Genomic DNA, 7,410 nt, shown 5'->3' with positions numbered 1-7,410 from the left:
GAGGTGCGCATCCGCCAGCGCGCGATCGGCGTGAACTTCCTCGACGTCTACCTGCGCCGCGGCTGGATGCCGTCGATGCTGCCGGTGTCGGAGGGCGCGCCCGGCGTGCCCGGCATGGAGGCGGCCGGCAGCGTGATCGATGTCGGCCCTGGCGTCAGCGGCCTCTTTCCCGGCGACCGCGTGGCCTACCTCGGGCCCGTGCCCGGCGCCTACCGCAGCGTGCGCTCGGTGCCCGCGGACTGGGTGGTGCGGCTGCCCGCGGCCGTCGAGGACGACGAGGCCGCGGCGCTGCTGCTCAAGGGCCTCACGGCCGACTACCTGCTGCGCGACCTCGGCCGCGTGCAGCGCGGCACGCGCATCCTCGTGCATGCCGCAGCCGGCGGTGTCGGCCTGCTGCTGTGTTCCTGGGCGCGCAGCCTCGGCGCGGTGGTGGTGGGCACCGTCTCGAGCGAGGAGAAGGCCCGCGTCGCGCGCGACCATGGCTGCGAGCACGTGATCGTCACGCGCGACTACCGCTTCGCCGATGCGGTGCAGCGCGCCTGCGGCGGCGTCGACGTGCTGGTCGACGGCCTCGGCGAGGCCGCGCGTGCCGAGAACCATTCGGCGCTCGCGCGCCGTGGCCACTGGATCAGCCTCGGCCAGGCCAGCGGCGCGCTGGCCGCGCTGCCGCCCGACCTGCTGATCGCCAAGTCGCTGAGCTTCTCACGGCCCGTGGTGTTCGACTACGTCGCCACGCCCGCGCAACTGGCCGAGCGCGCGCAGCGCCTGTGGGATGCGCTGGCCAGCGGCGCCATCCGCAAGCCGCCGATCGAACGCTTCGCGCTCGATGCCGCGGCGCGCGCCCACGAACGCCTCGAATCGCGCGCCAGCATCGGCGCCTTGGTTCTGCTGGCCTAGGGCCTGTTAACACTATGCAAGGAGAACGCCCGTGATCGTCGGCATGAACCACTTCACCGTCACCGCGGAAGACGAGCGCCAGACGCTGGACTTCTACACCGGCCTGCTCGGCCTGCGCGTGGGCCACCGGCCCGACCTCGGCTTTCCGGGCGCCTGGCTCTATGGCAGCGGGCCGCAGGCCGTGCTGCACCTGTACTTCGGCCGCCCCGTGCCCGCGCAACGCACCGGCGTCATCGACCACATGGCCTTCACGGCGCAGGACCTGCGCGCGGTGAAGGCGCGCTTCGACGCGGCGGGCGTGAAGTACGAGTTGCGGCAGCAGGCGGGCGCGGGGACCTGGCAGCTGTTCTGCCACGATCCGAATGGGGCGAAGGTGGAGCTGGATTTCGATCCGGCCGAGACGCTCTAGGCGATCAGCACAGCAGGCCCTTGCAGCCGCGGGCGGTCATGAAGACCGTGTACGGCCGCCCCCCGGGATCGCTGAACACCCGATAGGGCTTGGCGCCGGTCTCGCCTTCCTGGTTGAACAGCGCGACCGCCTTCACGGCCGACTCGATCGCGGTCGGCGCCTCGAAGGACGAGGTGTCCACGATGCGGTAGCTGAAGGTGCTGCGCTGGGTTTCGTCCCGGACGAACAGGTTCTTCGGCTCGCCCGACGAAGAGAGTCCCGTGACGAACTTCGCGCCCTTGGCGCCCTGCGCGTTCAGCTGCTCCACGTTCTCGCGATGGCTGGCCTCCGCGCGCGTGGGCACCAGCTCGAAAACGCAGCGCGAGGTGGTGGGCACCTCCCGCGCCAGCACCACCTTGCCTTCGGTGTAGCTGGGCTCGACCATGCAATAGCCCTGCTGTCCCAGCTTGTTGAACGTGGTCAGAAGATTCGACGGGATACCGTCCAGCCCCGACACGATGCCGGTATCGACGAATTCGTAGGTCGTGGTGCTGTCGGTGGCCTTGCTCAGGATCGCGTTGAACTCCGTCTCGGTGAACTGGTCGCCCGTGATCCGATAGCCCTCGGCGCCCTGCGACTGCAGGCTGGCCAGGGTCCTGGCCTCGTTCATGGGCCGGATCCGATGCTCGTAGCCGGCCGCGTTGCCCTTCTTCTGATAGAGCGCCCTCTGCTCGCCCTTGACCAGGTCATGGATGCCGAAGGAGAGGTAGACCAGGAAGCCGCTCATCCGGGTGCTGTGCAACTCCGCCAGCAAGGCCTTCGGATCGCTGATGTCCTGCGCGCCCAGTTGGTAGGTATAGGGCGTGATCGCCATCGGATCGGCCTCGGGCTCCGGCGCCGGTTCCGGCACTGCGGCCGGCGGCGCCACGGCCGCGGGCGGCGCGATCATCGGAAACCCGCCACCACCACCCCCACCGCCGCCACAGGCGGTCAGCAGCATCGCCACTCCGAGCCAAGCCGGAGGAGCGCATCGTCTCCCTGCCATCGCGAACTCCCTCTTTGTATGAGTCCGGACATCCTACGGATGTTTGTTACATCGTCATGGCAGTGACGTGGGTGGAGCCTCCCCCGCCCCCTTCACCCCCAACGCCTGCGACAGCCGCGCGCAAGCCGCGACCACCTGCCGCCCCAGCGCCTCCACATGCCCCTCGCCGATGCGCGCGGCCGGGCCGAAGATGCCGATCGATCCCGCGACGCCGCGGCCGTTGTAGAACGGCGCGGCCACGGCCACGGCGCCTTCGATCAGTTCGTCGCGGCTCACGGCATAGCCGCGTTCGCGCGTGCGTTCGAGTTCGGCGCGCAGCTTCTTGAGGTCGATCTTCAGGTCCTTGGTGTAGTGCGCGAGGCCCTCGTCGGCCCCGGGCATGAAGGCCAGGATCGCGCGGCCGCTGGCGCCGCGCGCGATGCGCTCGGTGTAGCCGACGCCGCGCTTGAAGTTCAGCGGCTGCGGGCTCGGCATCTCGGCCAGGCACAGGCGCATCTCGCCCTGCGCCACGAACATCGCGACCGTCTCGCGGGTCTCGCTCCACAGCCCGCGCATGATCGATTCGGCCAGCGCCGACAGGTCCAGCGTCTCGGTCCACACATGCGACAGCCGCGCCACCGAGGGCCCGAGCCGGAAGCGCTGCGGGTCGCCGACCGAGACGATGAAGCCCTTGGTCTCGAGCGTGTAGAGGATGCGGTAGAGCGTGGGCCGGCTCAGGTCCACGCGCTGCAGCAGCTCGCCGGCGGTGAGCTCGGCGTCGTCCTTGGTGAACGCCAGAAGGATGTCGAGCGCGCGGTTGACCGCGCGCACGTTCTCCGAGTTCTTCTCCTTCGGCTCCATGGCCCCTCCTGTGTTGTCGCTTTGCATCGCGGCATTTTCGCTTCCCGCCCGATCCCCTCCCCGCGCAGCACGGACGCGCCGGCGCGGCCCGATTGCGCGATCGAATCTTGTCCGTATAATGAGCGTATAGTCCACACAACGGACAAACAGCCATCAAAAAGCGATTGGAGACACGATGAACCCCGCCACCCCTTCCCGCCTCCGCGGCCGCTCGTTGCTGGCGGCCGCCGCCCTCTGCCTCGTTGCGCTGGCCGCACCCGCGCAGGCCGCCTATCCCGACAAGCCGGTGCGCGTGGTGGTCGGCTTCGCGCCCGGCGGCACCAACGACATCCTGGCCCGGCTGATCTCGGTCAAGCTCTCGGAGCGACTCAAGCAGTCCTTCGTGGTCGACAACCGCGCGGGCGCCAACTCGATCATTGCGGCCGAGCTGGTGGCCAAGGCGCCGGCCGACGGCTACACGCTGTTCGTGGCCTCGTCGGGCGCGATGACGGTGAACCCGGCGGTCTACGGCAAGCTGCCCTACGACCCGGTCAAGGACTTCCAGCCGGTGGCGCTGCTGGGCTCGTTCCCGCTGGTGGTGACGACCAACGCCGCGTCGAGCGCGAAGACCATGGCCGAGCTCAAGGCGCTCGCGGCCAAGGCGCCGGCCGGCGGCCTCAACCACGGCGTGGCCTCGTCCTCGTTCCAGCTCGCGGCCGAGCTCTACACCAGCGAGGGCGGCGCGAAGTTCACGCACGTCAACTACAAGGGCACCGGGCCGGTCATCACCGCGCTGCTGGGCAACGAGGTCGACCTCGGCTTCCTCGACATCGCGGCGGTGCTGCCGCAGATCCAGGCCGGCCGGCTCAAGGCCGTGGCCGTGACGACGGCCAAGCGCTCGAGCGTGCTGCCGCAGGTGCCGACCATCGCCGAGTCGGGCACGCCCGGCTACGACGTGCCGATCTGGACCGGCCTGGTGGCACCCGCGGGCACGCCCACCGAGGTGGCGGACCGCATCCGCGCCGCGCTCAAGGAGGTGCTGGCCGAGCCCGACACGGTGAAGAAGCTCCAGGCCCTCGGCATGGAGCCGGGCCATGTGGACAGCGCGGCCTTCGGCAGGCAGATCGCCGCCGACATCGCGCGCTGGACCGCGCTCGCGAAGAACGCCAACCTCAAGGTCGACTGACCGGCGCACCGAAGGAGCCACCGATGAGCGCCAGCGTCGCGATCACCCTGCTCTTCGCCGATGGCGGCACGCGCCGCGTCGACGCGCGTCCCGGCGACACCGTCGTGGCCGCGGCCGCCGAGGCAGGTCTCAACCTGCTCACCGACTGCAGCAACGGCCAGTGCGGCACCTGCACCGCGCAGCTGGTCTGCGGCAGCGTCGAACTCGGCGACTACGACCGCGCCGTGCTGCCCGATGCCGACCGCGCGGACGGTGCCACCTTGTGCTGCGTCGCGCGCGTCACGGCGCAAGACTGCGTGATCGAGCTGCCCTACGACCTCTCCGAGGCCACGGCCGAGGAGCCGCCGCCGATCGAAGGCACGGTCAGCGCGCTCGAGCGCGTAGCGCTGGAGACGATGCGGCTCGAGGTCCGCGTCGATGCGCCCGTGAGCTTCCAGCCCGGCCAGTACGTGCGCCTGCGCGCCGCGGGCATCGAAGCCTGGCGCTCCTACTCGATGGCCAACGCCTCGGGCGACAGCACGCTGGTGTTCTACGTGCGGCTGGTCGACGGCGGCGCCTTCTCGAGCTGGCTCGCGCAGTCGGCCGCGGTCGGCGCCACGCTCGAGCTCAGCGAACCGCGCGGCAGCTTCTTCCTGCGCCAGGAACCGCGCCCGCGCCTGTTCGTGGCCGGCGGCACCGGGCTCGCGCCCTTCCTCTCGATGCTCGAGGCGATCGCCGCGCGCGAAGGCGAGGCGATGCAGCCGACCACGCTGCTGCTCGGCGTGCGCAGCGGCGCCCACCTGTTCGCGCTCGAGCGGATCGAACAGCTCAAGCAACGACTGCCGGCGCTCGAGGTGCGCCTGGCCGCCGAGGCCGAGCCCGGCGACGCCTGCCACGGCGGCTATGCCACCGACCTGATCGGCACGCTCGCGCTCGATCCCGCCACGCGCATCTACCTGTGCGGCCCGCCGCCGATGGTCGAGGCCGGCCGCAGCGCCGCGGCCTCGGCCGGCCTGGCCCGCGCCGACATGCTCTGCGAACGCTTCAACTGAAGCGCCGCTTTCCGATTCCCCACCCGACGCACACGACGACAAGGACGCAACGAATGACGACGACGACACCGATGGTCTATCACCGGATGGTCGACCTCAAGCAGGGCACGATCAGCCGCGAGATCTTCTCGAGCAAGGACGTCTACGAGGAAGAGCTCGAGAAGGTGTTCGCGCGCGCCTGGCTCTTCGTGGGCCATGAGAGCCAGATCCCCAAGCCCGGCGACTACTTCACCTCGCGCATGGGCGCGGAGTCGGTGATCCTCACGCGCGACAAGAAGAACAAGGTGCACGTGTTCCTCAACTCCTGCCGCCACCGCGGCATGAAGGTGTGCCAGTACGACCACGGCAACACGCAGCTCTTCACCTGCCCCTATCACAGCTGGAGCTACACCACCGAGGGCAAGCTGTTCGGCGTGCCGCAGTTCAAGGCCATCTACGACGGCTGCCTCGAGAAGGAGAACTGGTCGCTGATCGAGGTCGCGCAGCTCGCGATCTACAAAGGCACGGTGTGGGCCACCTGGGACAAGGACGCGCCCGACTTCCTCACCTACCTGGGCGACGCGCGTGCGCACCTCGACCTCGCGCTCGACTGCCGCGACGGCCGCGAGGGCGGCTCCGAGGTGCTGGTGGGCGTGCAGAAATGGGTGATCCCCTGCAACTGGAAGTTCGCGGCCGAGAACTTCCTCGGCGACACCTATCACAACGTGAGCCACCGCTCGGTCGACCTGATCGGCATCGGCCCGAGCGCCGAGGTCGGCGTGAAGGGCCGGCGCGACAACGAGCTCGAGTACGCGCAGCACCTGTGGGTGAACTTCCCCGCCGGCCACGGCGTGCACAGCGCGCTGCTGCCGGAAGACACGCCCTTCGTCGACACCTACAAGAACAACCCGGTGATCGCCGAGTACTTCCGCCATTGCCACGAGGAGCGCAAGCGCCGGCTCGGCGCCGAGAAGAACCGGCTGGTGCCCTTCGTCGGCACCATCTATCCGAACACCTCGTTCCACGGCAAGCAGCCGCGCAACCTCTGCGTGTGGCATCCCAACGGGCCGGAGTCGACCGAGGCCTGGCGCTTCTTCCTGGTCGACGCCGACGCGCCGCAGGAGGTGAAGGACTTCCTGCGCACCTACTACATGCGCTATTCGGGCCCGGCCGGCATGACCGAGCAGGACGACATGGAGAACTGGAACTACGCCACCGCCGGCAGCCGCGGCACCATCGCCAAGCGCTATCCCTACAACTACCAGCAGTCGATGGGCAAGGTCACCACCGACGGCCCGGTGCCCGGCAACGTGAGCCTGCAGGTCAGCGAGGAGAACCCGCGCCAGTTCTACCGCCGCTGGCGCGACTACATGGACGGCGCCGACTGGGACACCCTGCTGGGCCGCCACGACACCGGCGCGGCGAGCTTCGCCGGATGACGGCCTCTGAAACAGCAGGCATGGCGCACCAGCCCGTCACCCTCGTCACCGGCGGCACCTTCGGCCTCGGCGAAGCCATCGCGCTCGAACTGGCCCGGCGCGGCCATCGCGTGCTGGCCTTCGGGCTCGCGCAGCCGCAGGTCTCGAGCACCGCGCAGGGCCTCGAGGGCGTGCGCGCCGCGGCCGAGGCCGCGGGCCTGGCCGAGCGCATCGAGGTGCTCGAGGCCGATGTGTCCAGCGCCGCCGATGTCGAACGCGTGGTCGAACGCGCGCTGTCGCGCTTCGGCCGCATCGACGGCCTGGTCAACAACGCCGCCATCGGCCCGCTCGGCACGGTGCTCGACACGAGCGAAGAGATGTTCGACCGCATCCTGGCCGTCAACGTGAAGGGCGTGTACCTCGCCTCGCGCGCCGTCATCCCCACGATGGCCGCGCAGGGCGGCGGCTCGATCGTCAACATCGGCTCGGGCGCCGGCCACGGCAAGCCCAACATGGCGGCCTACGCGGCCAGCAAGGGCGCGGTGCTCGCGCTCACCACCGCGATGGCCTACGACCATTTCCATCAGCACATCCGCGTGAACCTCGCGATTCCCGGCGGCGGCGGCATCGTCTCGGGCATGAGCGTG

General features: G+C 69.9%; 8 protein-coding genes. 6 read left to right on the top strand and 2 right to left on the bottom strand.

Annotated elements, in window-relative coordinates:
• Both AC27VN_RS27190 and AC27VN_RS27185 read left to right on the top strand, forming a co-directional pair.
• The coding region (locus AC27VN_RS27190; RefSeq protein ID WP_490878542.1) for a quinone oxidoreductase family protein at positions 1–897 on the top strand (897 nt) is incomplete at its 5' end.
• A gap of 31 nt (positions 898–928) precedes the next feature.
• The gene (locus AC27VN_RS27185) at positions 929–1,306 is read left to right on the top strand and encodes a VOC family protein (protein WP_208512416.1); all 378 of its coding nucleotides are present in this window, start codon (positions 929–931) and stop codon (positions 1,304–1,306) included.
• 4 nt (positions 1,307–1,310) lie between these two features.
• Here the strand turns inward: AC27VN_RS27185 and AC27VN_RS27180 are convergent, their stop codons facing one another.
• Together AC27VN_RS27180 and AC27VN_RS27175 are read right to left on the bottom strand one after the other, a co-directional pair.
• The gene (locus AC27VN_RS27180; RefSeq protein WP_490878541.1) at positions 1,311–2,285 is read right to left on the bottom strand and encodes a hypothetical protein; all 975 of its coding nucleotides are present in this window, start codon (positions 2,283–2,285) and stop codon (positions 1,311–1,313) included.
• Between the two features lie 99 nt (positions 2,286–2,384).
• Positions 2,385–3,170 carry an IclR family transcriptional regulator gene (locus AC27VN_RS27175; RefSeq protein WP_490878540.1) on the bottom strand — a complete coding sequence of 262 codons (786 nt, stop codon included), beginning with the start codon at positions 3,168–3,170 and terminating at the stop codon, positions 2,385–2,387.
• A gap of 175 nt (positions 3,171–3,345) precedes the next feature.
• On the opposite strand from AC27VN_RS27175, the gene AC27VN_RS27170 reads away from it, so the two are divergent.
• The 4 genes from AC27VN_RS27170 to AC27VN_RS27155 form a co-directional block, all read left to right on the top strand.
• Positions 3,346–4,335 carry a tripartite tricarboxylate transporter substrate binding protein gene (locus tag AC27VN_RS27170; RefSeq protein WP_490878539.1) on the top strand — a complete coding sequence of 330 codons (990 nt, stop codon included), beginning with the start codon at positions 3,346–3,348 and terminating at the stop codon, positions 4,333–4,335.
• 23 nt (positions 4,336–4,358) lie between these two features.
• On the top strand, positions 4,359–5,366 hold the full coding sequence (locus AC27VN_RS27165) for a 2Fe-2S iron-sulfur cluster-binding protein (RefSeq protein ID WP_490878538.1): 1,008 nt from the start codon (positions 4,359–4,361) through the stop codon (positions 5,364–5,366).
• A gap of 53 nt (positions 5,367–5,419) precedes the next feature.
• Positions 5,420–6,784 (top strand): aromatic ring-hydroxylating oxygenase subunit alpha, encoded by a 1,365-nt coding sequence (locus AC27VN_RS27160; RefSeq protein ID WP_490878537.1) that lies wholly within the window; start codon positions 5,420–5,422, stop codon positions 6,782–6,784.
• A 20-nt stretch (positions 6,785–6,804) separates the two neighbouring features.
• A partial coding sequence (locus tag AC27VN_RS27155) for an SDR family NAD(P)-dependent oxidoreductase (protein WP_490878536.1) occupies positions 6,805–7,410 on the top strand: 606 nt, incomplete at its 3' end.

This window comes from Variovorax sp. 20P10.2.4 (assembly GCF_058244205.1).
This window is presented reverse-complemented; position numbering and strand designations above follow the sequence as displayed.

Bases quoted from the DNA above. Each gene is read 5' to 3' on its own strand.
- AC27VN_RS27165 (WP_490878538.1), top strand. From the start codon at position 4,359: ATGAGCGCCAGCGTCGCGATCACCCTGCTCTTCGCCGATGGCGGCACG.
- AC27VN_RS27180 (WP_490878541.1), bottom strand. From the start codon at position 2,285: ATGCTGCTGACCGCCTGTGGCGGCGGTGGGGGTGGTGGTGGCGGGTTT.
- AC27VN_RS27170 (WP_490878539.1), top strand. From the start codon at position 3,346: ATGAACCCCGCCACCCCTTCCCGCCTCCGCGGCCGCTCGTTGCTGGCG.
- AC27VN_RS27160 (WP_490878537.1), top strand. From the start codon at position 5,420: ATGACGACGACGACACCGATGGTCTATCACCGGATGGTCGACCTCAAG.
- AC27VN_RS27175 (WP_490878540.1), bottom strand. From the start codon at position 3,170: ATGGAGCCGAAGGAGAAGAACTCGGAGAACGTGCGCGCGGTCAACCGC.